The organism is Streptomyces sp. NPDC016459 (assembly GCF_040632845.1).
Lineage (GTDB): Bacteria > Actinomycetota > Actinomycetes > Streptomycetales > Streptomycetaceae > Streptomyces.
Map to the genome: position 1 here is coordinate 14,137 of NZ_JBEYCR010000017.1, position 26,002 is coordinate 40,138.

Genomic DNA, 26,002 nt, shown 5'->3' on the forward strand with positions numbered 1-26,002 from the left:
GTGGATGACTGCCTTCAGGTCTTGTGGTTCTGACGTACTTCTGTGCTGGCAGCATGCTGAGTGGTGGCTGGGCCTCTTCACGTAGCGATGGCGGCATGCGGGCGGGCACGTTCCGCGCATCGGATGTCCGCGGGATCGCCCTGGCTCTGGAGGGCGGACGCCGAGGCGGGTCCTCGGCACGGGTCGGGTGGAAGGCCACCGCTGTCTTGTGTCAGGGAGTGCGGCGCCGTGCAAGGCTGCCGGCTGCTGGCAGCCGGCGGCTGTGAACCAGCTCTGAGATGGCGGACCGTCGGTCGCGGCTATGGTCGTGCGTGACGACCGGTTGCCTGTTTGTACTGCGAGGTTCCCATGCCGCCTTCCGTTCCGGAGCGCCACGACGAGTTGATTCAGCACTTCGGCCGTAAGGGTCTTCGCCGTTTCGAGCGGGCGAGCTTGCTCGGAGCACGACTGCCCGACACAGCTCAGGCCTTCCTGGAAGAGACCGGCGTGCCTCGAGGAGTGGGCTCCTATTTCAGGCCTCCGGGCGACCGGGATCCGTTGGCCCTTGGAGTTGTTGCTGTGCGCTCCTCGCTACCGAGGCCGCACGAGGCGATGGAGGACTGGCCCCGTATCGGCGGTGACGGCCTGGCGCACTTGTGTGTGCGTCCTGACGGAGCTGTTCAGGCGGTGTTCTTGCAGGACGTCACCGAGGACATGTTCGTCAGCACGGATGTGTCGAAGCTGAGTGCGGCTCTGCTGGCGCTGGATCGTGCGCTGCCGCTGATGGCGGTGGCCTCAGGGCTGACAGAGGCTGCGGCAGTCTTGCGTGACCTGAATGCGGAGCTGCGCCGGATCGACCCTGTCGCGTTCGAGGAGCGCGAATCGTGGTGGCCGCGGGTTTTGGACGACGTGCGGCACACGTTGAACTTCCCGTTCTCCGCGGCGTTCGAGTACGTCGATGCGGTGGGTTCGAAGCAGGTGGTCACGGATGTCACCGGGCCCGGCCGGGCGCATCCGGAAGAGATCATCTGGCGTGACTTGTCTGCTCAGGGTGTGAGGCCGGAGCAGGTGCTTCGCGTCCACTGTGAGCTGGAGCCGTGTCTCATGCCCGGTCACTACTGTGCCGTGTGGATGCAGGAGACGTTCCCTCGGGCGCGGTTCACTCACAGCTTCGGCTACGGAAGTTCCGCTGAGTCCCGTGAGGAGGGCATCAAGGAGCTGATCGTCCACGCTACCGGGCCGGCGGGGCGCGGTTGATGCGCTGGGAACGGCCTGCTGCGGGGAGAGAGCCGGCCGCGGCGGCGCTGTTGGGCTGGCTGGCCGACCCGCATGCTCCTCGTCTGTGCCTGGTGTCTGGATCACAAGGCTGTGGGAAGTCGGGGCTGCTGGCCTGGCTTGTGCGTCACGGCACGCAGGGCGGTACGGCGCCGGAGCGTGCCGTTCATGCTGTCGTTCCCTCGGCGGGAAGGAGCATGCGGGCAACGGTGTGGTCGCTTGCCGACCAGCTCGGTGTGGTGGCCCGGTCGTCGGCTGAGCTTGTGGCTGCCCTGGCCCGTGATCCGCGGCGTACGGTGGTTGTGCTGCCTGATCTTCACGAGGCGGAGGTGGCCGAGCTGGTTTTGGATCTGGCCCGTGTGGGGCATGTCCGGCTGATCGTGGAGTCCCGGACGACCAGCGGCGCGTATCAGCGTCTGGCCGGGAACGGTTATGCGGAGCTGAATCTGGACCTGGAGCAGTGGCGGGATCAGGAGCGCTTCGAGCGGTGGCGGGCGTCGACGTCCGCTGGGGTGGAGGTCACCACGTCCTCGGGGCAGGAGGTGGAGTTGTCCGACCCGGTGGCTGTCTGCCGGGCCGATCCGTGGCTGGTCACCGCCGCCTACGAGAAGGACGAGGCCGGTGAGCACGGCGGGCTGCGGGCGGCGTGGCTGAGGGCGGGACAGGCCTTGTGTAAGAAAACGTCGCCGGCGTCGCGGGCTTTGGTTCTGCTCAGTGTTCTGGGGGACCGTGCGGATCCGCGATATGCCCCCGCGTTGAGGGAGCTGGCCGGTGGTGCTGCTTGGGATCTGGAGTGGAGTCGTGTCTCCGGGGATATGGCACCGCCCTGGCCGGGGCCTGTCACCGCGCTGGCGACGGGCAGGGGCCCGCTGGCCGGCTGCCTCCTGGTGGCCGGAGTCGACGGCATGGTGCGGACGGTGCAGAGCGCGGATGCTGCGGCGCGTGGCCGTATGACCGTGTCGTGCGGCCAGCCTTGGGACTTGGCGGCCTTGGCGGACGGCACGATGGTGTACCTCGACAAGCACGGTCATCTGAAGCTGGAATCGGCCTGGGCTGTGCGACCCGAAAGGTCAGGGATTGCGGGGCTCCTCGACGACAGTCCCACCCGTGCCCAGCGTCTGTCAGAGATGCTGCGGGGGCACAGGAGCACGAGTCTTGCCCATGCCGAGAGCGCCGGGCTGGGGACTGTGGTTTTGGGGGACGCCGCGGGGGCGGTGCGGGCCTTCGGTGACATCACCGATTCGGTGTCCTTGCATGAGGGGGCGGTGACCGCCCTGGCTGCTGTCAGCCTCCCCATGGAAAACGAGGCGACAACTGTGCCGCTCGTCTACAGCGGCGGACAGGACGGCACTGTCCGGGCGTGGTCTCCCGGCAGCAAGCCCATGGCAGGAACGCTCAGGCGGCGGTCATGTCCGGTCGTGGCCATGGATGCCGCATGGACCGCGAGCGGGCCGGCGGCTGTGGTGGCGTGGGCCGACGGGCTGGTGGAGTGGATCAACTGGGCAACCGGTGCGCAGCAAACGTTCAGGCCGGGCCCGCCGGTTCGCGCAGTGGCCCTCGAGACGGGTGAACGGGTCTTCGTCGGCATGGACGAAGCTCTGACCTGCCTCGCCTTGAGGCAGTAGGTGTGCGGGGGGTCATTCGGCGTCATGGTGACGCGCAGCTGACCGGTTTGGCAGCCTCCTCACTTCAGCAAAGTTGACGACGATTCAACCGGCATGGAGGGTGGGAAGGTTGGCACGGGGATGGGGGTAACCGATGGGGATGACGCTGCCTGACGACCTGGTCGAGGTTCTCGACCTGGTGGGGGTCGACTGGCCACAGATCGACGAGGACGAGGTCAAGGCCTCGGCCAAGGACTTCCGCAAACTGGCCGAGGGCATCCGCGACGCGGTCAAGGAGGGCAACGACGCGTGCTCTCACATCGTTGCCGGCAAGAGCAAGGGCGACACGGTCAAGGCCATCGACCGTCGCTGGGGCAAGCTCACTACGAGAGACCTTTCGACCTTCGCCAAGGGCTGTGACGACCTGGGCGGCGCACTCGATGACTGTGCTGACCTCATCGTCACCTGCAAGGTCGCGATCATCGCGAAACTGACCGCGACGGCGGCGACCGCGACGGCCGGCGTCGTCGGCATGTTCTTCACCGTCGGACTCAGTGGCTTGCTGTCGGTCGCCGCGATCGCCGCCGCCAGGCTGGTCATCCAGGAAGCCATCGACTACGCCATCGAGCAGATCACCGCGGTCGTCACCGACAAGATCGAAGGCAAGATCCTCGCCGAGATCGAGAAGCTGTTCTCCGACCAGCTCGGTGGCGGCAGCACCTACGACGTGATGGCAGCAGGCAGCGCAGGCATGGCGCAGGACCTGGTCATCGAGTTCGCCGAGTTCGAGCTGGCGGCGGGCGACTACCAGAAGACGGCCACCAACTTCGACAAGAAGAAGGGTGAGTTCAAGGACGGCGGAGCGAGCCGCAAGTCCTCGGTGAAGAAGGACAGCAGGTTCCACAAGCTCGCCACCGTTATGGACAAGGCCGAGGATGCGGTCGACAAGAAGGCCGACGAGATGGTCAAGACTCTCGAGGACCATGGCGGCAAGATCGACAAGAGCAAGGGCAGCCACAAGGACCACGACGACGGCGTCAAGGACAAGTTCAAGAAGTGCGGCGACGATGACGACGCTGTCCCGATGTACCTTCTGAACGCCGACGGTTCAGTGAAGGTCCTGCACTACGACGGCACCACCAGCAGTGTCTACAAGACCGACAGTTCCGGCATCTGGGACATCATGGAGAAGGACGGCACCGTCTGGCGGCCCGCCCCTCGTGAGAAGCACGATTTCAACCTGCCCGCTGGCCGTAAGGGCCCTAGGGTCACCTCGACGAAGATCGACCCGGGAAGCACAGACCTGTCCCGCGCAACGGAGATCGCTCGCTACGCGAAGCAGGACTACACCGGCTCCAACTTCGCCGCCGGACGGTACATCGACCCCACGACCGGCAAAGAGATGATCCTCGTCGGTGACAGTGAAGGCCCCCACTCCGAACGTACCCTCGGCTACCCGCTGCTCAGGCACGGCAAGGAAGACAACCTCGCCGCCGTCTACACCGAACGCGAGCCCTGCCAGCTCTCCCCCAAGTGCGACCAGTGGCTAGACCTTCACTTCAAATCGAAGAACCCCGACCTGGAAGTCACGCACGCCAACACCTATGACCAGTCAGAGAAGAACCTCTACAAGCGCGACAAGGAGCATCGCGACTACATGGCAGACTTGGAGAAACGCCACAAAGCCCAAGGCCACCCGTAAGAAAGGCTGAACCGTGCTGACCGATATCCAGGCCGACCAGGTGCTGAGCACGTTCGGGCTCACCGGCGTCACCTACTTCCCCCGCCCCGCCAGCAGCCGCATGCACCCCGGCACAGCCAGGTTCCTGGCCACCGTGGGACTGCCATCGAGCAAGCTGTTCTCCACCAAGCTCGACCTCGACACCCCCCACCAGCTCGAGTGCCAGCCGTCCCTCAAGGCCGCCTTCGACGCCGACGGCGCCACTCTCCCCGAAGGGACCGAGCAGTGGGAGATCCTCGGGGAGTTCCAGTACGCCACCGTCGCTCTCGACCCCCAGACCGGACAGATCTACTCCTTCGCCGAAGGCGAGGAATTCTACGTCCCCATGCACCAGGACGTCTCCTCCCTCGTTCACACCCTCACCGCGGTCGAGACCGGTCTCACCGCACTCAAGAAGCTCCACCACGACGACGACCAAGCACGCGCAGTAGCCGTAGAAACGCTCCGCGAGCACATCACCCAGGTCGATCAGACACCGCTCGCCAGCGAGGACGGCGAATGGAGCAGGTTCTTCGAAGAGATCACCCTCGGCATGTGGGGCTGACGCGCGCGGACGAAGCCCGCCAGTTCCTCACAGTCGCACGCAAACACCGGATCCATGCCCTGTTCGAGCTTGCGCTCCACGCTGGACTCCGCAATGGCGAACTCCGGCCTCCGCTGGAACGATCTCGACCTCGACCGAAGCACGGCCGCCATCCGCCGCACCTTGAAGCGCACCAACACGAGCGGACTCACCACGTTGCCCACCAAACCCGGGCCTCCGAGCGCCGCATCGCCTCCCCGCCCGTTGCCTCCCGTTGCTGAAGCACCATCACGAGGAGATGCAGCGCGAACGGCAACCGGCGCAGACACCAGATGGCAACACAAGGGTACGTGTGCACCACGCCACAAGGCAGACCGATCGACCCGGCCAACCTGACCCGCACCTTCACCACGCTCCTCCGCAAGGCCGGCCTCCGCCGGACCCGCTTCTACGACCTCCGGCACTCCGCCGCAACCCTGCTCCTGGAGCTGGGCGTCGAACTCGTCGTGATCAAGGAACTCCTCGGCCACGCCCACATCAGCGTCACCGGCACCGTCTACGCCCACGTTCGACTCCGCCTCCAACGCGACGCCATCGACCTCCTCGGCACCACGCTCGACTGACGGAGATCACCGAGGCGGTCAGCACCGACGGCGATGAACCGCCGCCCTGCGCCGCCCTCGTCCGCTGACGTTGCCGTCAAACGCTAAAGATGTCCCACCGATTTCATCGGTGGGACATCTTTAGTTTCTATCAGTTTGGAGTTAGGCACCCTCTCCCGCGAGGAAGGACAGGGATGAAAAAACACCCAATTACACTGAAATCAGTTCAGTCAGTCTTGCGCGTGCAAATTCCCGTGCACGACCCCTCATCGACTGAATGAACTCGCGGTCATCAGGGTTGCCGGTCTGGGACAGCAAAGCGATGTCAGCCACTTGATTTTGAAGCTCGATTTCGTACCTATCCACCCCGTCGTCCAGCTCTTCCGAGATGTATTCAGCCGAGTTGAGTGCATGGTTTGAGCAGCCGGTCACATCCACCAGATTCCCAGCCGCTCTATACCTTGCCGCGTAATACAACGTGGCGGCTGCGTCGTAGGCGTACGCCAACAAGCCAGGCGGCTCCTCGTCACCCGCCAGCTCTGGCAACGAGCTAAGACTCTCGGCGATCTCATCCCAGGAGATTTGGGGCTGGGATTGCCAGAGTAGATCCATGCAGCGGATCGCCAACTCGACGTCCTGAGATCGCTCAGTGTTGGCGCCTACCAGGCCAGTGAAGAGTTGGGCCATTCGTTCTGCGCACGACGCGACAAAGATCCTCATCTGGCCTGAACTCGAAGTCTCCGAGAACTCAGGGATCGTCGACTCGATACTTACCACCCGAAAGTCCTAATCTTTGTGCCTGATTCGTTCTGGTAGACGCGGCCAGTTATGCGACCACCGCTCGCCCGAATGAGCGGCGCGCAGACTGTACTGCACACACTCCTTGAGGCGCCACCAGCAATCGGGGACCACCCCATTTCATTGATGAATAGGAGCGCATTCTGCTCCGCGTGGGTGCCTGGGATGTTTCGAGCGGGAAGCTCTACCCCGCCAAGCATGCCTTTCTGTGCCTTATTCAAGCCACGGCCACTGCCAGCAACCACGTGAACGACACCCTTCGGGGTTTGCGCACTGACTACGGCAACAGTTGACATATCCATTGCTATTTTACTACCCGCTTGACCGTGAATCTCGGATGCACGGTCGGCCAAGGCTTGAGCGCCACCGCAGTTATGAACAAGGACCGGTGTGGCGCCCGCCAGCACATAGTACGTGTGCTGGCAGCCCCTCCTCTAGCTGCTTTTATGCAGGTGGGGAGGGGTTTCGGGGTCCGCCGGAGTCCGTGGTTGTGCGCCTGAATCCGTGGTTGTTGCCGTCGCTACTGCCGTCAGGAGCCGAGGTTCTCGGGCAGGGCAGGGATGCGGTCGCCGCGTGATTCGGCGACCCGGAGTGCGTCGGTCAGGGCTTCGGTCAGCCGGCAGGCGAGCCACCGGTATTCGACGGCCGACAGCTCCTTGGCTCCGGGGGCCACGACCTGACGGGCGTACCCCAGGAGTTCCTCGCCCATGTCGAGTTGTACTTCTTCGATGCTGTCGGCGAGTGAGGAGAGGTAGCCCCTGCCGTCGGTGCTGAGGTAGCAGGGATTCCCGTCCTGAGTGGTCCATGGCAGTAAGCGAGGGCCGGTTACTCCTGCTGCCGCGTCGTGGAGATCTCTGCGGCGCATGCGGTCCGCGTCGGTCCTGGATGTGCTCACGGTGCACCCCCACCTGGGTAGCCGAATGGAATACGGCGACCGTAGGGGCCTACTGTCCGTCACTCCATCGATGAGGCATGCCAGTTGGCAACTGAGCGTGCCGGAAGTATCGCGTTGCGTGGTAGCTATCCGACGACGCCCAGGTAGTCGGCCATCTCGCGCATCTCTGTTGTGAGGGTGCGCTTGCGCTTGCCCAACGCGAACTCGCCTGGGGCGTTCAGCTCGACGTACGCGAGATCGGCGCCTTCGGCACCGACGCCGAATTCACCGACCAGGCCGTCGCCGCCTACGTGGCCAAGTACGCCACCAAGTCCGCCGACGCCTCCGGCACCCTCGACCGTGCCTTGGACTGCCGCCCCTGCCAGGGACGCGGCGCCACCCTCCTGCCCCCCGGAACCCCGCTTCCATGCACCGCCTGCAAGGGCACCGGACAGGCCCGGCCCCTGCCCCGGCTCGCGGTCGCCCGCCACGTACGGCAGATGATCCGCACCTGCTGGGAGCTGGGCAAGCTGCCGGAGTTCGCTGGCCTCAAGCTCTGGAAGTGGGCGCACATGCTCGGCTTCCGCGGCCACTTCTCCACCAAGTCCCGCTGCTACTCCGTCACCCTCGGCGCGCTCCGCGACGCCCGCCGCGCCTGGCACACCGAACAGGCCCGCGCCCACGCCGGCCTGCCCGAGTCCGACCCGACGACCACCCTCGTCGTCGGCCACTGGGCCTACCACGGCTCGGGTTACAGCCCCGGCGCCGGGCTCCTTGCTGCTGGCGAATGGCACCGCAGAGAACTGGAACGGCAGTTCATAGCGGAAGAGGGCTACTGATGACCTCGTACTCACCCACCGCGCCCCACCCGGCGCCGAGTACGTCTCAGGAACTGCTGACCGTCCCACAGGTCATGGCCCGCCTCCAACTCGGCCGGTCTCCTGTCTACGACCTGCTCCGCACTCGGCAGCTCGCCTCGATCACCCTCGGCCGCGCCCGACGCATCCCCTCCTACGCCCTCACCGACTTCATCCGTGCACGCCTCGACCAGGAAGCCGCCTGATGACCACGCCCCGCGACGCCGTCCCCTCCCGCCGCGTTCGTGCCAACGGTGATGGGACCGTCTACCAGCGCAAGGACGGCCGTTGGGAAGCCGCCGGCTACGTCCTCGCCCCGGGCAACACCCGAAAGCGCGTCCGTGTCTACGGCACCACCCGCACGGAAGCCTTGGCCAAGCTCACGGAGAAGATCGCCAACAGCAACCGCGGCGTCCCCGTACCCTCCGCACAGGGCAGTGTGGCTGCGTATCTGACGTACTGGCTGGAGGCTGTCGCCGTTCACCAGCTCCGCGAGAACACCCACACGCGATACACGGCCTGCGTCCTCCAGCACCTCGTCCCCGGCTTGGGCAAGAAGAAGCTCGCCAAGCTCACCGCCAAGGACGTCCGCACCTGGCTCAACCAGCTCCGCACCACCTGCCAGTGCTGCGCACGCGGCATCGACGCCAGCCGTACTCAGCCCCGGTGCTGCGCCGCCGGAGCGTGCTGCTCCAAGCGGCTTTCCCCGCTGACGCTGGCGTACATCCACTCCGTCCTCAAGTCCGCCCTGGAGCACGCCGTCCGAGAGGAAGAGATTCCTCGCAACGTGGCTCGCAACGTCCGCACGGGCACACCGCGCCCCCGACGCTTCGAACCACTCACGGCCGACGAAGCCCGCCAGTTCCTCGCTGCTGTCCGCAATGACCGCCTGCACGCACTTTACGAACTCGCACTCCACACCGGCCTCCGCAAGGGCGAACTCCTCGGCCTCCAGTGGGAAGACCTTGACCTCGACAGGGGCACCGCCTGCATCCGCCGCACCCTCCAGCGCACCCAGACCGGCGGGCTGACCTCCCTCCCTACCAAGACCCGTTGCATCCGAACGCCGCATAGCGCTCCCAGGCGAGTGCGTCCGCTCATTGAAGGAACGAACGTCTTGATGTGCAGGAAGGAGATCGTGAGGCGGCAGCGGAGGGCTGGAAGGACAACGGCCTCGTCTTCAGCACACCGGCAGGAGGGCCGATCGATCCCGCGAACCTCAATCGCCACTTCCGTGCCCTCCTCGACGGGGCAGGGCTCCGCCGCATCCGCTTCCACGACCTACGGCACTCCACCGCGACGCTACTTCTGGAGCAAGGTGTCGAACTCGTCGTGATCAAAGAACTCCTTGGCCACGCCCACATCGGCGTCACCGCCACCGTCTACGCCCACGTCCGGCTCCGCCTCCAGCGCGACGCCATCGACCTCCTCGGCAACGCCCTCCGCGGCCCTGCCCAGCCCATCGCCCGGCCCGACAACGGAGACGAACCACCACTTGATGCAGTTTCCGTCCGCTGACGTTGCCGTCAACTACTGCCGGTCAGAAACACCAGAGGCCCCGCCGGAATGAATTCCGGCGGGGCCTTCCCGTGAGTCTACGAATACAGCTCCAGCCATTCCCAATCACCGGGACACGTGCTCAGCTCTCGAAGGCAGTACTTCAGGCAATTCTGAAGAGTGGGCGCGTCTGTACGAATCAATTCGCGTTCACCCAGCCCCGGGCCTGACATCACCATCGTCCAAGGCTTGCGTCCTGTTTGCATACGTTCATGATCAACCTTTAGGAGGACGGTGACGCCAGCCCTTCCCAGCTGATCCATGAGTAGCTCAATATCCACCATCGACGCTCCCGTCAATACCCGCGCAACATCGAGGCGATCTCCCCGACATCCATGCTATGGCCTGCCCTTCTCGGAGTAGCGACTCTGGCTATAACACTCCAAAGCTCGTCCGATGTTGGCCCACTGGTGATGCCATTGCGATGCATTAGTTGAGATACGACAGTATGGGCAGTTCGCTTATTTCCATTGTCGAACATGTGACCACCGGCAATGTCTCGAATCACCACCGCCGACTTCTCCCAGAAGCTACTGTAGCGACTTGCGTTGAGCATTGTGTTCGCAGGAGATCCACGCTCCGCGACCATCCCACCAAATCCGCGATTCATCTCCGTTATCTCATCTGGAGAAACGGGATTCTTGAATCCGCCGCCACCGCAATTATGGACGAGGACTGGTGTGGCCCCCGCCAGCACATAGTACGCGTGGATGTCCTCGATGGTGAGGTCATGCGTGCGCTGACGCTTCGCGTAGTGGTCAAGCGTGATGATCTGGACCAGCGTGCCAGCACTGGTACGGAGCCATTGCCCGGTCTTCAGGTTGCCAGCCGGGACCCATTCCTTGAGCGCAGGGACCCAGAAGGGGTGGGTATCGGTAGCGACGATGCTCGGCAGGGCTTCACCTGTCGCAACGGTGATCTCGGTGAAGTCTTTATCGTCCTCGGTCTGGATGGTTTCGAGAACTTTTTTCTTCGCGCCCTTACCCGTGTCAACATCTGTCGTTGCAACGCTATCTCCGACTACTACATCCTCGATCTTCTTACGAGTGCCGTCGGCCATGAGGACTTCGGTACCCGGGAGGAACGAGTGACAAAGCTTCTTCGCCGCAGCCTTTGCTGCTCCCTTAGCGGCACCGATTCCGCCAAATAGCAGGCTGGCCCCATCCACCAGCATCTCGCCGTCTTCGTAGCCCGGATCTTTAGTGTCTACACCGATCTTGTCCATGGCACTGTCGTACATGGCCGTCGGGGAGTAGCCGGGCACCAGCAAGAGAGGGGGAGCCGCAAGGTAACCCGCAAGGGCACGTCCCATTCCGGGGATGGTGTTCTTGTTGAGCACCAGTCCGCGGGGCTTCAGGTCGATGACGGTTCCGAAGTTCACGCCGCCGAACTGAGTATGCCAGCGCTTGCCGTTACGTTCCTCGTAGGCGGAGTACTTCCACCCCTTGCCCATCGGCTGCCACGTCTCGTGGTACGTGACCGACATCTCGTTACCCTGATAATCCGGGCGGCATGTACTGGAGTTTCCTCCGCAGATGCCTTCAGGGCGGAGTCCTGTCGGGTCGCTCTTCGAGACTGGATTGCCGTTGGCGTAGGTGTACCCGTTCATCTGGAGGGGGTCGGTGATGTCGATGAGGGGGTCGGCGGAGAGGAAGCGGCCGGTGTGCTGGTCGTATTCGCGGGCGCCGATGTGGGTGAGGCCGGTGGTGGTGTCGTCGATGCCGACGCCGAGGTAGCTGCGCCTGTTGGGCCAGGTGCCCGGCTTGGTGCCGCGGAGTTCGCCGTAGGGCTTGAAGTGTCGGCGGGTGACGGCTTGGGCCTGTGTTCCGGTTCCCGAGAGTTCGACTGCGGTGTTGGCGGTTCCGTGGTGATCTGCGATCAGGACGGTGAGTCCGTGTCCTGTACTGGATCCGTTGGTGGTGCGGACGACGGTGGGTGCGCCGGCCTGGCCGTAGGAGCGGGAGGCTCGGGTGATGGCGGTGCCGTTTGTGGTGAGTTCGGTTTCGCCGAGGTACAGGGTGCTGCCGGTGGGTGAGTGCTCGAGGATGCGGTTGCCTGCGGCGTCGTAGACGTAGGTGATCTTGTTGTTGCCTATGGTGTTCGACTCGAGTTTCTGCTCGGTCGTCCACTGCAGGTTCTGTGTCTGGGTGCCGCCGAGGAGGGTGCGGGTCTTGGTCGTGCCGGTCGGGTTGGGCGTGTAGGTGCTGCTCGTGCCTGGGGTGGGGGAGGTGGCGGAGGTCAGCACGTGGGGCTGGGTGGTGCTGTAGGTGTAGGTGTAGTTGGTGTTCTTGGTGGTGTCGCCGGCCGGGTCGTGTTCGGTGAGCGTGGCGCGGTTGCCGATCCAGTCGTAGGTGAAGGACTGGCGGTAGGCGGCGGCACCGGTGACGGCCGCTCCGGCGGCGACGCTGCCCGCGGCGGGTGCCGTGTTGCCGAGGCCGGCCGGCGTTACCCCTGCTTGGTGGGCGGCGTCGGCGACGGGGCCGGTGGAGGTGGCTGCGTCGGTGCGGTGTCCCCAGATGGCCCCTGAGGCCGACTTGCAGCCGGTTCCCTTGCCGTCGGGCTTGATGTTCGAGGTCCAGGCGTTAACCAGTTCGCCCATGGCGTCATAGGTGAAGCACTGGTTGTCCCAGGTGGTGAGGGTGGGCGTCTCGGCGTTCTGCCGAGCGCTGGCGGTGATCATGCCGGAGGCGTCATAGGCGTATCCGGTGTCCGCGATGCGGTGGGGGCCGGCGGTCTCCCGGTCGGTCACGGTGCGCTGGATGCGGCCGGTGTGCTCGTCGACGAAGTTGGTCGTCCAGACACGGTAGGGCTGTGCGCTGGAGACCGTGCGCAGGGCTTCGCCGTAGGGGGAATAGGTGACGTCGGAGGTGTACCAGTCGGTGCCTGAGGTGGACTCGGGCAGGCCGTCTTCGTTGTAGCGGGTGATGACCTTCTCGGCGGCAAGACCGCCCTTGGCGGGCAGCGTGACGGAGAGCGGTTTGCCGGTGAGGGTGTAGGAGTAGCTGTAGGAGTACGTCCCGGACAGGCTGGTGGTCATGCTGCTGGTCGGGATGACCACCTGGCGGCCGGTGGGCCGGTACTCGGTGTCGTAGCCGGTGACCTTGGTGATGTAGTCGCCGTTGGCGGTGTGCCGCGTGGCCTGTGCCTGCAGGCCGATCCAGCCGACTTTGTTTTCGGTGTCGTCGTCGTTCGTGTCGTAGGTGAATTCTTTGGTCGGCGTTCCTGTTGCCGATCCCTCGTGTACGGCGGTGATCCGTCCCAGGACGTCGTACGTCGTGTAGGTCGACTTCACAAGGGCGTCGGTGACGATCTTGGGGCGGTCCGCGTCGTCGTACTCGGTCCGTGTGGTGCCCGTGTCGGGGTCCTTGACCGAAGTGACGCGGCCTCGGGCGTCGTGGATGTAGGTCCAGGAGTTGCCTGCGGGGTCGGTGACCCTGTTTCGGTTGCCGCGCTTGTCGTAGCCGTATGTGGTGGAGCGGTACTTGCCGGATCCGGTGTGGTGCCTGATCTCGGTGACGCGGCCCAGGGCGTCGGTGACTGTGGTGGTGGCGGGAACGGTTGAGCCGGCGGGAACGACTGTGACGGTGGTGTCGGGGTTGTAGGCAGTAGTCGTCGTGGTCGGTGTACGGCCGGTCTTCCCGTAGGTGACTGTCTGCTTGAGCGGGCGTTCCAGGCCGTCGTAGAGAGTCGCGGTAGAGCTTGGAACACGCGAGGCGGACGTGACGGTGAACAGTTCGGTGCTCGGTTCACCCTTGGCTAGGTAACTGCTGCTCTGCTCGTTGACCAGGCCGTGGTCGTTGTAGTGGGTGTCGCTGATGATGCGGCCTGGGCCGTGGGCTTCGGACTGGGTCTGGACCTGACGCATGAAGCCGTCGGAGATCGTGACCTGGCGGGAGTAGGTGCCGTCGTCCTTGAGTGTTTCGGCGGTCACCGCCGACGGGGTGGCCAGTTCGCCGGGTACGGCGGCTGCGTTCTGGTAAGTGAACTTGACGCTGGGGGTCTGGGTGCCGGAGGAACGGGAGGCGGACCAGGCGCTGGTGAGGCGGCCGAGGTCGTCGTACTGGTTCCGGGTGACACGCAGGTTGGGATCGGTGACCGTCAGGGGAAGGGCTCGACCGGGTTCGAAGGTCGTGATGGTGGCGTGGCCCTTGGCGTTGATCGTCGTGGTGGAGGTGACCGGGCCTCCACCCGGGGGGGTGTACTGGGTCTCGGTGGTGGTGCGGGGGGCGGTGGCGTCGGCTCCGGGCTTGGTGATCTTGAGGATGCGGCCGAGGCCGTCGTAAGTGGTGGTCGTCGTGATGGAGTGGGTGGTGGCGGTGCCGTCGATCTCGCTGAGCGAGGTGACCAGGCCCTTGGTGGGCTTGGTGGTGGCCCCGGAGGAGAGGTAGTCGTACTGGATCTCGACTGAGCTCTTGAGTTCGGTGGCGGGATCGGCGGTGGCGTTTTCGGTGCAGGTGGTGGCAGTGGAGCGGACGGTCCTGGGCAGCCCGATCAGCCCGACGGCGGGGTTGTCGACGTAGGACGTCTTGGTGCAGCTGGGTTCGGAGAGGGTTTCTCCGGTGCCGGCGCTGTCGGGGGTGACGACCCATGTTTCGGCTGCGATGGGCAGGCCGTTTTCATCGTGCTCGGTGGTGGTGCGGACGCCTCGCCACTTGTCGCCGACCTTCTGGATGCTGTCGGCCTTCATGACGGTCGTGCGGTAGGCACGCAGGGCGGCGAGGGGCTTGCCGTCTTCGCTCGTCCGGGGGCGTTCGGCTGTCTTGGTGGCCTTGGCGGGGAAGGTGCGGGTGCGGGTGGTGAACTCGTTGTGTGGCTGGGAGGAGTTCAGGTAGGTGAGGGTCTCGGCGGTCATGCCTGCGTACTGCGGGGCATCGACTTCGTCGGCAGGGAGAAGTGAGATTTTGTCGACGGAGTCCACGACCGCGGCGCCGGTGCCCTGGAAGTAGCGCGTCTTGGAGTAGGTCTGGGTCTGCGTGGCCGCCGAACCGTATTTTGCGCCCTTGGCGACGGCGACCTGTCGAAAGCCGCGCCAGTCGCTGGCGGTGCGCAGTTTGGGGCGGAGGAATTCGTCGTCGCTCTGGGTCCAGGCGGGGCCGGTGTAGGTGTATTCGGTGCGGGTGGGCTTGGTGAAGAGGCCCTGGGTGACGAGGTCGGTCTCGGTGACCGAGGCGACGACGTATTTGTTGAACCAGAACTTGGGCGGGGTCTCCTCCTCGTCGTCGGGTGACCAGGGCAGCTGGTAGCAGAGGGCGTTGTCCTTCTCGGTCCACGTGGTGGTGGACTTGTTTCGGCAGCCTCCGGTGTACTGCACCTCGATCTCGCCGCCGGTCTCCGTGCGTACGACGCCGATGCGGGGGCGGGTGAAGGTGGGCTTCTGGTCGTCGGTGACCAGGTTGGGCAGGTGCTGGTCCTTGAGGTACGTCTTGAGGTGCTGAGGTGCTCTGCTTCCGACGACGTAGGGGGCGAAGCTGACGCCGTCCTTGGACTGGGGTGTCCCGCCGCCGTTAGTGGGGGTGTCGCCGGGGCCGTATCCCGTGCGGGTGATGGAGTTGAGCCACAGTCCGGGGGAGGTGTCGTACCAGTCTTCGGGGAAGGAGTGGTGGAGGGTGTAGCGGTCGACGTATCGAGCGGTCTTGGTCGTGACGGTCTCGAGGCGGATCTGGCTCCAGAAGGAGGGGAATCCGGGGCAGAGGTCCGAGGAGGCTTTGCAGTTGAGGGCGCCGGGAGTGTCCCACCAGGGGCGGTAGGCGCCCGGGTCGTTGGTCTTGTCGAAGTTCTCAGCCGCGCAGATGGCCGCGGACTTCGTGCAGCGCTGCTGCACGCCGAACTCGATGGTGGCGGACGGCGTTTTCAGGTCGTCGGCACGGAGGCCGTATTCGATGCTGGTGGGGTGGGCGGCGCGGTCGTAGGACTCGGGGGTGGCGCGCTTGCCGCGGACGGCGTAGTGGTTCGTCTCCTGCTTCCAGTTGATGATCATGACGTTGCCGTGGACGTCCTCGACTTTGTCGAGGCCCCAGCGCCATGCCTGCTTCATGTCGGCGCCGCAGCGGGAGGAGGCGAAGGTGCTGGCATAGCAGGGTTCGCCGTCATGGTTACCGAAGACAGGGACGGTGGAGACCGAGTTGGTGTCGGCGTGGCCGCCGCCCACCTTGTTCAGTCCGAAGTGGTACCTCGTGCCGTCGGCCTTGGTGACGGTCCAATACTCGCCGTTGTTGTCGCGGTTGGCGGTGCTGCCGGCAGCAGTGCGCGTGTGGTGCTCAATCAGGGTGCCGTCGTCCTGCTGGGGGCGGTAGGTCTCGGTTCCGGTTTCCGGGGAGGTGGTGGCGACGCGGACGAGTTCGGTGGTGCTGCCGCCCAGGGACATGACCGCGTTGTACGACGCCCAGCACAGGTCGCCGGTCTTGTCGGACTTCGCGGTGTTGTTGGGGGTGCCGAGATCGAATTTGTGGGCGTCGTTCTTGCAGTTTCGGTAGCGGCGTTCGATAAAGCCCGGGCTGTAGTCCCAGCCTTCGCCGATCCAGGATGCCTGGGGAGAGGAGACCGAGGTTTTACCGTCGACGGTCTGAGAATTGTAGGAAAGCGTCACGTTCGGCATGGGGCCCGCTGGGGCGGGTGGCAGGACCATGGGATAGGTCCAGGTGAACGCACCGGAGGACCCTCCAGCGGCCCACTTGCCGCTGGAAGGCAGCGACGAAGCTTTGAAGGATCCACGGGGGCCGGAGCCGGAGTCGACAGCTCCGAGGACGGCTGTGTCGCCGCCCGTGGCCGCAGGGGTGGCGGTGGTGTAGGAGGCCTGCATGATCGCGGGGCCGGACGGGGCAGTGGCGGTGGCAAGGGCGGGAGTCGTGGTGCCATCGGCCGCAGTGTCGACCGTCGCCTTCAGAGTGCGGCTGACGGGGTCGTTGACCGTCTCGAGTTCCTCGTACTCCTGGCACGCCTCCACGTTTGGCGTGGTGAGGTAGCACTCGGGGAACTGGACCAGACGCAGGCGGGAGGCCCAGTCCGCTCCGTGCAGGTTTTCGAACGCCCCGTACCTGATGCCCACGGAGATGGGCACGGAGCCGGTGGCGGGTGCCTGGACCGTGACGAGGGCACCGACCTTGAGTGTGTCCTGGACACCTGCTCCGGCCTCGCGGTTCCGGTCGGCGACGCTGAACTGCCAGGTACCGGTGGGGGCGGGGTGGCCCGTGGCCTGTCCGGCGAGGACGGGCAGGTCGGATATCGGGGAGAGCGGGGGTTCTGTGGCCTCTGTCGTGGCAGAGGTCGTCATCGAGGCGGGGCTGACGGCGGAGCCGAAAGTGAAGGAGCCTGTGGCAGGGGACGGGGCCGTCGTCGTACCGGTGGGTGCCTGCTGCAGGTCGGCGGGAACGTCGACCTTGAGGGTTTCGAGCTCGTTCCCGGTTACTTCGCCTTCGAAGGGCTTGTCGGGCTCGATGGCTTCGAGGTCGAGGGTGCCGACGCTGGTCTCTCGACCGGTCTCGACATTCGCCGGGTCGGGCGGCATGGCCAGGGACTGGGCGGGCAGCAGGCCCACCAGCAATGCGGCGCCGAGGGCGGGTATGACCATGCGGCGGGACCGGCGGCGGGCGCGGCGATGACGAGCGAACAAGGCGAGGTCCCTCCGGACCACTTGGAGCGGCAGCCGGAGACGGACCGCAGGTGATTGCACTTCAGATCCCGCAGAGTCTGCGGGCACCTGTGAAGGATTTCCAGAGGTTGTGCACCTTGCGTGAGTATTGTCACGGGACGTAGCCGATCAGGCACGGGCAGACAGGCTCACTATCAGGCATCACTCAATATTCACGCAGGTCAGGGCGCAAATGGCCCAGGAGATCGCGATTCGTGCATCACGCTGCGAAGTAGCCAATTGTAGTGATCCTTTGTCACTTTTCGTGTGCTCTGTCCGGCAGGAATCGAAGGTGCCGCCGCGCAGGTCCCCTCTGCGCGGTTGCGTGGCAGGTAGCCCCGGGAGCGGCTGGGAGGACCGCGGGACGGTGGACTCGGGGTGACGTTCCAGGGTTGATGGGTCATCATCGGCTCGCCCAGCCATGCCTGCGCGGAAAGGTGTTCCGCCCCCGGATCACTCGCTCATGACGTCATGGCCGGCTTCGTGGTTTCAGCCGGTGCTGTGAGAGCCCGGACGCTGGGAAAAGGGGTCCTCACCCAATGAGACAGTCATGGCAGCGGCCCGTGGTCCGGCGCGTGAGCGCTCTGGCGGTCGCGGCTGCCCTCACCGCGGGCGGCATCACCTACGCGGGCTTCCGGGGCGGCTCTGCCGACCGGGCCGCGAACCCTCCGGCCGCCGACGCCGACGGTCACAGCAAGCCCCCGACGCGGTTGGTGAGCCAGGCCTCGGCGGCCTCGCTGGCCCGCAAGTCCGGCAAGCCCGTCGAGGTCACGGAGCTGCGGACCGTCCGCTCGACGACGTGGGCCCGCCCGGACGGGCTGATGACGAGGAAGTTGTACTCCTCCCCCATCTGGGCCAAGGTCGGCCAGCAGTGGAAGGCAATCGACACCACCCTGAAGCGGACGAATGAGGGTTGGATACCGTCGGCCACGAACACCCGCATGGTGTTCTCGGCCGGCAGCACCGCCCGCGGCGAGCGTGCATCACGCGGGCATGTGGGGCGGATCTCGCTCGTGCAAGGGTTCAAGGCCGAGACCGAGCCCGGCAGCCCGCTCGTCACACTCACCGTTGGCGGCACGGCTGAGACCACTGATCTCCACGAGATCCGGCTCACCTGGCCCGGCCCCGTGCCCGCCCCGATCGTCGAGGGTTCCCGCGCGCTGTACCCGGAGATCTTCCCGGGAGCCGACCTGGTTCTGACGGCCGAGGACAACGGCTTCGCGCAGCTCCTCGTGCTGAAAAACCGCCAGGCCGCCGCGGACCCACGTGTCGCACAGTTGTCATACGGTCTGGCGTCGCCCACCCTCAGGTTCCGTCTCGATGCCGGTACCGGCATCGTCGCGGCCGAGGACGCAGACGGACAGGAAGTTGCCCTGTCACCGACTCCCCTCATGTGGGACAGCAGCGGTGCACCGGCCGTCACCGACGGGGAGCTCGGCGCCTCGTCCCAGCCGACCGCCTCGGAGTCCCCCAACACACCGGTGAGCACAAGCACAGCCCCGGCACCGAGCTCCAGCTCGAGCACCGAGGAACTCGCCAACGACAACGTCGACCCGGAAGCCGAGGTGCTGCCCTCTGCCACGGACGAAGCCGCCCCCACCGTCACCGACGCGCCCCTCCCGCCGGCCCCGGCCGAACCGACACCCGCGCCCTCGCACACCGGCAATGCGGCGACACTGAGCCTGCCGCTGCTCAACGGCCCCTCCCCCGAGTCCCACGGCGACATCGTCGAGACCGACCTCGGAGACGGCACCTGGCTGCTTCACCCCAGCCTCGAATTCCTCAACGACCCTGCCACCGTCTACCCGGTCTTCATCGACCCCACCGTCACGAAACACACCCAGGACTGGACCACCGCCTACAGCCGCCACCCCAACGCCACGTTCTTCAACGGAAAGGACTTCAACCAGGGTGGCTCACACGAGGCGCGCGTGGGATTCGAGTCGGACACCTGGGGCACCTCCCGCTCATACTTCAATATCGCCTTCGACAAGACTCTCCAGGGCGCCAGAATCCAGAAGGCCACCCTGCGACTGCTCGAGACCTACTCCTGGTCGTGCAGCCCCCGTTCCATGAGCGTCCACCACACCACCTCGGTGAACGGGCGTACCAACTGGAAGAACGCCCCCGCGCTGACCGACGGCAACCTGGCCGCACCGGCCAGGAGCTTCGCGCACGGTTACAAGTCGGGCTGCAAAGACGCCTACGAGGCCTTCGACGTGACCTCGGTCGCGCAGATCACAGCGAATAAGGGCAAGAGCACCATCACGTTCGGGCTGCGTGCGCGGGACGAGAAGTCCCAGTTCGCCTGGAAGAAGTTCCAGGCGAATGGTGAGGACGCCCCCGTCCTCACCCTGACCTACAACCGGCCGCCGAGCACGCCGACCAACCTCGACCTCGGTCCCGACTTCAAATGCACCACCACTACCCCCTACGTCAGGGTCGGTTCCTCCAGCATCACCTTCACCGCCAAGTCCACGGACAAGGACGCCAACCTCGACTACCTCGACTTCACTATGTGGCCGACCGGCAAATGGGCCACCACCGGTGACATGCTGAAATCGACCGGCACCGTCTCCGTCGGCAGCGACACCAGCGTCGCCATGCGCACCACACCTGCCTTCCCCACCGGCGGCAACCTGGTGAACAACACCGTCTACTCGTGGTCGGTCCGCGCCGTCGACGCCGCCGGCAGCACCTCGGTGTACGCGCCGAGCGTGCCGTGCCGATTCGTCTATGACAGCCTCGCCCCCAAGATCCCCCGGGTCACCTCCACCGACTTCCCCAACGCCGACGGCGGTGACAACGCCTTCGGCAACGAGCCCGAGGACTCGAACTGGTCGAAGATCAAGTTCGGCACCGCAGGAACCTTCAAATTCCAGGCCCAGAACACCGACGTCATCCGGTTCGAGTACGGATACAACGCCAACACCTACCCGCACTACATCTCCCGGGCCGCTGGCGCCCCGATTTCCACCATCACCACCGTCTCAGGGGCCAAGCCGCCCGCCGCCGGGCCCAACGTTCTGTATGTCCGGGCTGTCGACGGCGCTGGTCACGTCTCGGATCCGACGAAGTACCTCTTCTACGTGACCCCCCGCGATCAGGAGGACGCCGCGGGTGATGTCACCGGCGACGGACTGCCCGACCTGTTCAGCATCACGTCCGGCAAGAACCTGCGTTTGTTCCCCTCCCACGCGGACCCCGGCAACCCGCTCAAGGGCACAGGCAAATTCGACTACTCGATGTCCGGCGCCTACCGCCTCAACCCCGACAGGGACCCCAACGGCGGCGACAGTCTGCCCCTTTTCAGCGCACCACCCGCCGCGCACTTCAACGGCGCCCTGATCACCCACAACGGTGACTTCTACGGCGGCGACGGCCTGCAAGACCTCATCGTCCGCATCGGCGACAAACTGTGGATGTATCCCGGTGACGGATACGGCGCGGTCAACATCACCAAGCGCCGCGAAATCCTGCTCCCCGCCAACGCCCCCGCACCCTCCTCGCTCACCCAGATCCTCGCCACCGCAGACGTCACCGGAGACAAGCTCCCCGACCTTTTCGCCACCTCCGGCGACCAGCTGTGGGCCTTCATCGGCTACACCGGCGCCTCCTTCGCCGAAGCCCGTATGCTCACCAGCGCCCCCTGGGCCGCACGAGACATAGTCTCCGTCGCCGACATCAGTGGCGACGGCACCCCCGACCTGCTCTACCGCAGCGACACAGCCGGCCTCGGACTCCTCCTGCGGCACGGCAAACCCGCCGGGGCAGGAGTTGACCTCAACTCGCTCGCAGCCGCTGCCAACTCCAAGACGGGGAAGGACGAGGTGTACGGATCCACCGGGTGGAACAGCGTGTCCATGCCCTTTGTCATCGGCACCCCCGACGTCAACGGCGACAGCATCTCCGACATCTGGGCCGTCGACAGCAACGGAACCATGTACTTCTACCCAGGCACACGCACCGCCCACGGCGCCCGCACCGTCGCCAGCTGGGTCAACTGGGCAACCAGCCCCGCCATCGGCTAACCACACACCAACAGAAGCACGTAGGGCCACGACCCAGCAGCGGTCGTGGCCCTACCCCGTCTGCACCCCGACAAGGACCAGTCGGTCACTGTCATCGAGCCCAGGCCCCACGCTCATCTTGAGCCGAGACGGGTAGAACAGCACCTAGGCGTCGAAGCGAGCGTCACCGCGGTACGGAGCGCGGCCCGCCCCCGTACCGCGAAGCCCGCCTCACTACGCAGAGGGCAGGATGAGAGGCGGAGAGCGGGCCCGTGTGAGCGTCTTTACGCTGACGGCAGTTGCGGACCTGCACCTCAACGACGTGGACGGTGAACGTCGTGTCGCGGGTCTCGGTCAGCGTGTCCGCTTCGCCCAGGGCGGGCACCTGTCCTTCCACGGTCCATGTCGCGTTGGTGCGGCATTTGTAGCGCTCGGCTTGTCGGCCGACGGGCTCTCATAGCGGTGTGGCCCAGTTCGAGTACGAGTCTTGCCCTGAGCCGGGGGGCAAAGCGGGCGCAGGGGCCGACGTAGCCCGAACATGTTCGGCGAAGGGGTGACCCACATCCACATCCCGACATAACGTTCCAGCCGAACGCTGAGAGGCGACTGCCAGGCCCGACCAAGCGCACAGAGTCCACCATCCGCGGGTCACAATCTCCGGGCCGACCCTCGACATTGGGGCGCGCCGCCGGGCGCGATGTGGGCGACGCCGACGCAGCCGCAGTCGGGTCTCGATCTACATCCGGAGGTGCAGGTGCTCATGCCCGAGGCGATCACGGCATCCACGACTTTCCCCGAAGATCACATGTGCGACTTGTGGCTCCCAGGGGCTGTGACCGCCCGGCGCTGAACGGTGCCGGACGTACGACGGCCCCGGCACTCAGAAGATCGGGAGCCGGGGCCGTCGTGCCGTGGCCACCGAGAGCAAGCGAAAGCGCTGTCCGGCAGACAACCCAGGCAGCCCGGGGGTGCATGGGGCGGCGGACGCACCCGAACCAGTACTCAAGGAGTGTCGGCACGGCAGTCGCGCAACCGACAGCGCGGAGACCCGGCCGAAGCGCCTCGTGTACCTTCGCGTCCCCCTTGACCCCGAACGCGTGGCGGCCGCGCTAGAGGAGTCCAGGGGTTCGCCAGGCGAGAAAGGTCAAGGGCTGAGGAACAGCGACGTCAAACGTGCGCCAAGCTCTTCCACGCCGGCTGCCGCAGCTCACGGTGACTCGTATGAGTAGTCGGATGGCATCCACGGTGGCCGTCACGCAACGTGCAAATGCCGAGTTCCACTCCGAGGTTCCTGTGTCGTCGTGTCGGACTGCTCCGGCCCGGCCTCTCCGCGGCGGGAAGTCGGCTGGTGCCCGTCAGCCCGCGCGCGAGAACGACGCGAGGACGCAGTGATCGAACCGCGACACCCCAGGGCACGGGGAGGGGCCGTGGGGTGGCCGCTCCGGCGAGTTCGCTGATCGCAGCGTTCAGGTTGGTGGCTTGCGTGGTCACTAACCCCCGGGCGTCGGGGTTCCTGCGGGGTGTGTGTCGATCCAGGCGAGGCCGCCGATGTCGAGGTGTGTGCGGGCGCGCGTTACGGCGACGTAGGCGAGGCGTGCTTCACTGTCGTCGATGGGTCCTGGGACGGGCCGGCCTTGGCTGTCCTGCTCGTCGGTGTCCTTGGGCGGGGGGAAGTCGTCGGCGACTTGTACGCGTGCCCATTCTCGGCCTTTGGCTTTGTGGGCGGTGGAGACGGTGATCTGGGCGTGTTCTTCTGCGGTCAGGTGGCTGACGGCGTTGAGGATGGCGTCGGTTCCGTGGGTGTCGACGAGGTCGACCAACGGTTGGAGGTCTCGTCCGGATGGGTCGTGGGCGGCGTAGTCCTGGACGGTGTCCCAGGTGGGGAAGAGGACGAGTTCGGGGTGGCTGGTGCGGCGTCCGTCTTTGAGGTCACGGGCGGCCAGGGCGAGGGCGCGAAGGCTGGCTCCGCCACCGACGAGGGCGACGCGGGTGCCAGTGGCGAGGTGGTGCATGACGTGTTTCATGGCGCCGACATTGGTGCGGCACAGGATGGCGTCGGGGTGGGTGAGAGGGACGAGTTCGGTGCGCATGGTGTCGGTGCCGGTGAGGCGGATGGGTGCCTGGGCGATGGTGAGCCATCGGTTTGCTTCCGTGGCCAGGCGCGGGCCGAAGCGGAAGGAGCGGGACAGGGTGAGGTGGGTGCCGTCGAAGCCGGTCATGACGTCTTTGGCGCCGCGCCAGTGGTAGATGGCCTGGGCTGAGTCGCCGACGAGAACGAGCTGGGCGTGGTCACGTTGGGCGTTGAAGATGTGCTCGATGACGGGGTTGGTGTCTTGTGCTTCGTCGAGGAGGAGGAAGTCGGCGGAGATCTTGGGGTTGGTGAGGGACCAGATCTTGAGGAAGTGGTCGGGGTCGAATCGGACGACGCCGCCGTCTTCACGTTGAAGGTCGTCCCAGGCTTTGCGGGCGTACGGGAGGACGACGGCGGCGAGCTGGCTGCGTGCGGTGGGGCTGTCGAGGCCGCGCAGGGGCGGGACGTGGTGGTCGGTGATGTTGGGGTCTGCTGAGTGGCAGAAGCGGGTCACGGCCCGTAGGACGGTGTTGGACAGGGTGGTCGGCATGAGGGTGTGGTCTTCGACGCGGACGGGCTTGGTGATGCCGAGGTCCTGTCCGGTGCGCCAGGCGGGGCGGCGGGGTGCGTCGAGGCGGCGTGCGTAGCGGTGGCCGATGGCCGCATAGGCGAGGGCGTGGGCGGTCTTGCAGGTGACGGTGGTGGGGAAGCGGGCGGCGGCTTCTTGGGCGATGGCGCGGTTGTAGGCGATGTAGCGGCCGCGGCGGCTGGTGCTTTGGGCGAGCAGGGCCAGGGTGGAGGTCTTGCCCGTGCCGGCGCCGGCTTGAAGCGCCATGTGGTCGCCAGCGCGAAAGTGGTCGCCTGCTCGGGTCTGTTCGTCGGTGGGGGTGAACAACGGGGTCTGCTCCGGATCGGACGATGGGTCGGGTGGGCGAGAGTTCGATGCCGAGGGCTGGCCGTGGCGGACATGTGAGCAGTGGAGGGCGCACCGCTCTACCGGTGCTGGCCGCTTCCTGGCAGGCGGGTGGCTAGGAAGGCGTGGTGGTGCAGCGGGTCGAAGGGTTCCCATTCGGCGAGGGCCAGGTCGGGGGCGCCCGGGGCTGCGGCGTGGGCGGGGCAGCATTGGGTGCGCCAGCGCAGTTGCTCGCGGTAGGGCAGGTGCCCCAGGTCGTAGAGGGCGATGTCGGCTGCGGGCAGGAATAGCTGTCGGCGGGCGCGGTGCAGTGCGGCGGGGGTGAGAGCCCACCTTCCGGGGGTGAGGACGGGGTGAGGGCATCGGGTACGGCGGAAGGAGTGCCTGAGGCGTGATGTGCGCGGGGCACAGGGCGGGATGGGTGATGCGGCACCAGGGGGTTCCGTCGTCTGCGTGGTGCGCCATGCCGGAGGCGACGTGCCAGCGGTCCGGCGCGGGAACAAATCGCGGTCGGCAGTTCAGCCGGGTGGAGGGAGACGGGCCGCTGGGTGATGGTGGCGTGCCACTCGGCCCGGTTGCCGCAGTCAGGGCATTGGCCGCACTGCGCCGTGCGCAGCCGGCGGGTCGGGCTGCAGCAGCTACGCGCAAAGCGCGGCGGCGGCCTGGCGTAGGCGGGCTGCCGTCCCGGTGACGGTCGCGGGGGGTGTGGATGGGGCGCATGGCCGCAAAGTTTCCAGGCGACGCGCCGTGGCGATGCCGCCCACGCCCCGGTCATCCCTCGATTGACCTAGTGGAGCACTACTGGTGCCCGACGAGTCGCTCTCCTGTTCCCACCCGGTAGCCAGTTCAGGTGATCCGCCCAGGTTCCAGCATGGAGCTACTTCGACGTCTCTCCGGGGGGCGTGTGACCTTCACAGAGGGCGGCGAAGAGCCCTCCGAGCGGGACGTCGAAGGCATGGCCGAGGGCGTGCCAGGTGGTGAGGGATCCGATGGTGCGGCCCTGCTCGATTTCGATGAGGGTGCGCCTGGACAGGGCGGTTCTTTCGGCGAGCTCGTCGTAGGTCCAGCCGCGGTCGCCTCTGAGGCGCGCGAGCTGCTGGCGCAGCGCGTCGAGGTTCGGTTCGGGCGGCAAGATCGTCACCCGTCCATCCGATGGTGCAGACCCCTGCCCTGTCAGTGCAGAGGTCTGCCCTATTTGTGCAGGTGGCGGCTCCGAGCCGGAGGGCAGAGGTCTGCACTACGGTGTGCCGCCATCACACACTCCCCCGCCGCGGGCCCCGGGCCCGAGCCAGGCGGACAGCAGAGAAGGGCCCTCGGTCGATGAGGCTGTGCACCACACGTCCGCCAGCGCCTCGCACCTGGACCGTCGAGCTACGACCCCACCCTCAAGGCCCTCTGCTCGTCTGCCCTCAGTGCAGCTCCGTTCCCGAAAACCTTCACGGCCGGTCCGCACGCTCGGCCGCCCTCGCACACCTCGCGCGCCACGCCCGCCGCTCACTCCTCCCTCCGCACCTGCGGACCTGCCAGTGCCATGAACGCGGCTGCCGCTGGCACCCACGCCACCGCGGCTG

General features: G+C 66.1%; 12 protein-coding genes and 3 pseudogenes. 9 read left to right on the top strand and 6 right to left on the bottom strand.

What is annotated here, in order from left to right; translation table 11 throughout:
* The first annotated feature begins 348 nt into the window (after positions 1-348).
* The 5 genes from ABZ567_RS28265 to ABZ567_RS28285 all read left to right on the top strand — a co-directional run bounded on the left by ABZ567_RS28265 (position 349) and on the right by ABZ567_RS28285 (position 5,745).
* Positions 349-1,236, top strand: a complete 888-nt coding sequence (locus ABZ567_RS28265) for an SUKH-4 family immunity protein (protein WP_360794905.1) — start codon at positions 349-351, stop codon at positions 1,234-1,236.
* Between the two features lie 215 nt (positions 1,237-1,451).
* Positions 1,452-2,879, top strand: a complete 1,428-nt coding sequence (locus ABZ567_RS28270; protein WP_360794907.1) for a hypothetical protein — start codon at positions 1,452-1,454, stop codon at positions 2,877-2,879.
* Between the two features lie 139 nt (positions 2,880-3,018).
* The gene (locus tag ABZ567_RS28275) at positions 3,019-4,560 is read left to right on the top strand and encodes a nucleic acid/nucleotide deaminase domain-containing protein (protein WP_360794910.1); all 1,542 of its coding nucleotides are present in this window, start codon (positions 3,019-3,021) and stop codon (positions 4,558-4,560) included.
* Between the two features lie 13 nt (positions 4,561-4,573).
* On the top strand, positions 4,574-5,143 hold the full coding sequence (locus ABZ567_RS28280) for an SUKH-4 family immunity protein (protein ID WP_360794913.1): 570 nt from the start codon (positions 4,574-4,576) through the stop codon (positions 5,141-5,143).
* Between the two features lie 329 nt (positions 5,144-5,472).
* Entirely contained in the window at positions 5,473-5,745 is a 273-nt protein-coding gene (locus ABZ567_RS28285; RefSeq protein ID WP_360794916.1) for a tyrosine-type recombinase/integrase, read from the top strand.
* A 189-nt stretch (positions 5,746-5,934) separates the two neighbouring features.
* On the opposite strand, the gene ABZ567_RS28290 is transcribed toward ABZ567_RS28285, so the two are convergent.
* A complete protein-coding gene (locus tag ABZ567_RS28290) occupies positions 5,935-6,501 on the bottom strand; it encodes a hypothetical protein (protein ID WP_360794919.1) in 567 nt (188 codons plus the stop codon).
* Positions 6,502-7,051: 550 nt separating this feature from the next.
* Positions 7,052-7,387 (bottom strand): hypothetical protein, encoded by a 336-nt coding sequence (locus ABZ567_RS28295; protein ID WP_360795064.1) that lies wholly within the window; start codon positions 7,385-7,387, stop codon positions 7,052-7,054.
* Positions 7,388-7,602: 215 nt separating this feature from the next.
* Between ABZ567_RS28295 and ABZ567_RS28300 the strand changes: the two are divergent.
* The 3 genes and pseudogenes from ABZ567_RS28300 to ABZ567_RS28310 form a co-directional block, all read left to right on the top strand.
* Positions 7,603-8,235: pseudogene (locus ABZ567_RS28300) on the top strand (replication initiator); the annotation flags it as partial.
* On the top strand, positions 8,235-8,459 hold the full coding sequence (locus ABZ567_RS28305) for a helix-turn-helix domain-containing protein (protein ID WP_360794922.1): 225 nt from the start codon (positions 8,235-8,237) through the stop codon (positions 8,457-8,459). The pseudogene ABZ567_RS28300 and the gene ABZ567_RS28305, both read left to right, overlap by 1 nt.
* Positions 8,459-9,771 (top strand): annotated as a pseudogene (locus tag ABZ567_RS28310) (site-specific integrase). Before ABZ567_RS28305 ends, ABZ567_RS28310 begins: the two are co-directional and overlap by 1 nt.
* A gap of 334 nt (positions 9,772-10,105) precedes the next feature.
* Here ABZ567_RS28310 and ABZ567_RS28315 read toward each other — a convergent pair.
* Positions 10,106-17,377 carry an RHS repeat-associated core domain-containing protein gene (locus ABZ567_RS28315; protein WP_360794926.1) on the bottom strand — a complete coding sequence of 2,424 codons (7,272 nt, stop codon included), beginning with the start codon at positions 17,375-17,377 and terminating at the stop codon, positions 10,106-10,108.
* Positions 17,378-18,012: 635 nt separating this feature from the next.
* On the opposite strand from ABZ567_RS28315, the gene ABZ567_RS28320 reads away from it, so the two are divergent.
* Positions 18,013-21,468, top strand: a complete 3,456-nt coding sequence (locus tag ABZ567_RS28320) for a DNRLRE domain-containing protein (RefSeq protein ID WP_360794929.1) — start codon at positions 18,013-18,015, stop codon at positions 21,466-21,468.
* Between the two features lie 1,469 nt (positions 21,469-22,937).
* Here ABZ567_RS28320 and ABZ567_RS28325 read toward each other — a convergent pair.
* From ABZ567_RS28325 to ABZ567_RS28335, 3 genes and pseudogenes are all read right to left on the bottom strand, one after another.
* Positions 22,938-24,353: an AAA family ATPase gene (locus ABZ567_RS28325; RefSeq protein ID WP_360795067.1), complete on the bottom strand. Its 1,416-nt coding sequence runs from the start codon at positions 24,351-24,353 to the stop codon at positions 22,938-22,940.
* 643 nt (positions 24,354-24,996) lie between these two features.
* Positions 24,997-25,206: pseudogene (locus tag ABZ567_RS28330) on the bottom strand (hypothetical protein); the annotation flags it as partial.
* Between the two features lie 102 nt (positions 25,207-25,308).
* Positions 25,309-25,572, bottom strand: coding sequence for a helix-turn-helix transcriptional regulator (locus ABZ567_RS28335; RefSeq protein ID WP_360794932.1), 264 nt, complete (start codon positions 25,570-25,572; stop codon positions 25,309-25,311).
* Positions 25,573-26,002: the final 430 nt, after the last annotated feature.